The sequence below is a fragment of the Acetivibrio cellulolyticus CD2 genome (genome assembly GCF_000179595.2).
Lineage (GTDB): Bacteria > Bacillota > Clostridia > Acetivibrionales > Acetivibrionaceae > Acetivibrio > Acetivibrio cellulolyticus.
Genome location: NZ_JH556657.1, coordinates 670,559 through 670,787, shown reverse-complemented (window position 1 = coordinate 670,787; position 229 = coordinate 670,559). Strand labels below are relative to the sequence as shown.

Here is a 229-nt window from a genome sequence, read left to right as displayed (position 1 = left end):
GATTTTCAACCCCTTTTCCCTACACCACTGAGCCTGGGTTTTTCCGCTTTTTTCGAATTCTCTAATTAACTTTTCCCATTCTTTATATAACATAAGACGCCTCCTGGTTTTTGGTGTATTATCTCATGCTAACAAATTGATTAACAGATGGGTTGTATTGTACGCTTACTTTGAAACTATTCATTAGTGCTTCCCGTGCATCTGGATTGACGGATAGGACAGTGGAGGC

The 229-nt window shown here is 39.7% G+C and carries 1 protein-coding gene; it reads right to left on the bottom strand.

Annotated elements, in window-relative coordinates; all coding sequences use genetic code 11:
* Positions 1 to 93, bottom strand: a 93-nt coding sequence (gene tnpA / locus ACECE_RS32345; RefSeq protein ID WP_407636666.1) for an IS66 family insertion sequence element accessory protein TnpA, incomplete at its 3' end; no start/stop codon positions are given.
* Between the last annotated feature and the right edge of the window lie 136 nt (positions 94 to 229).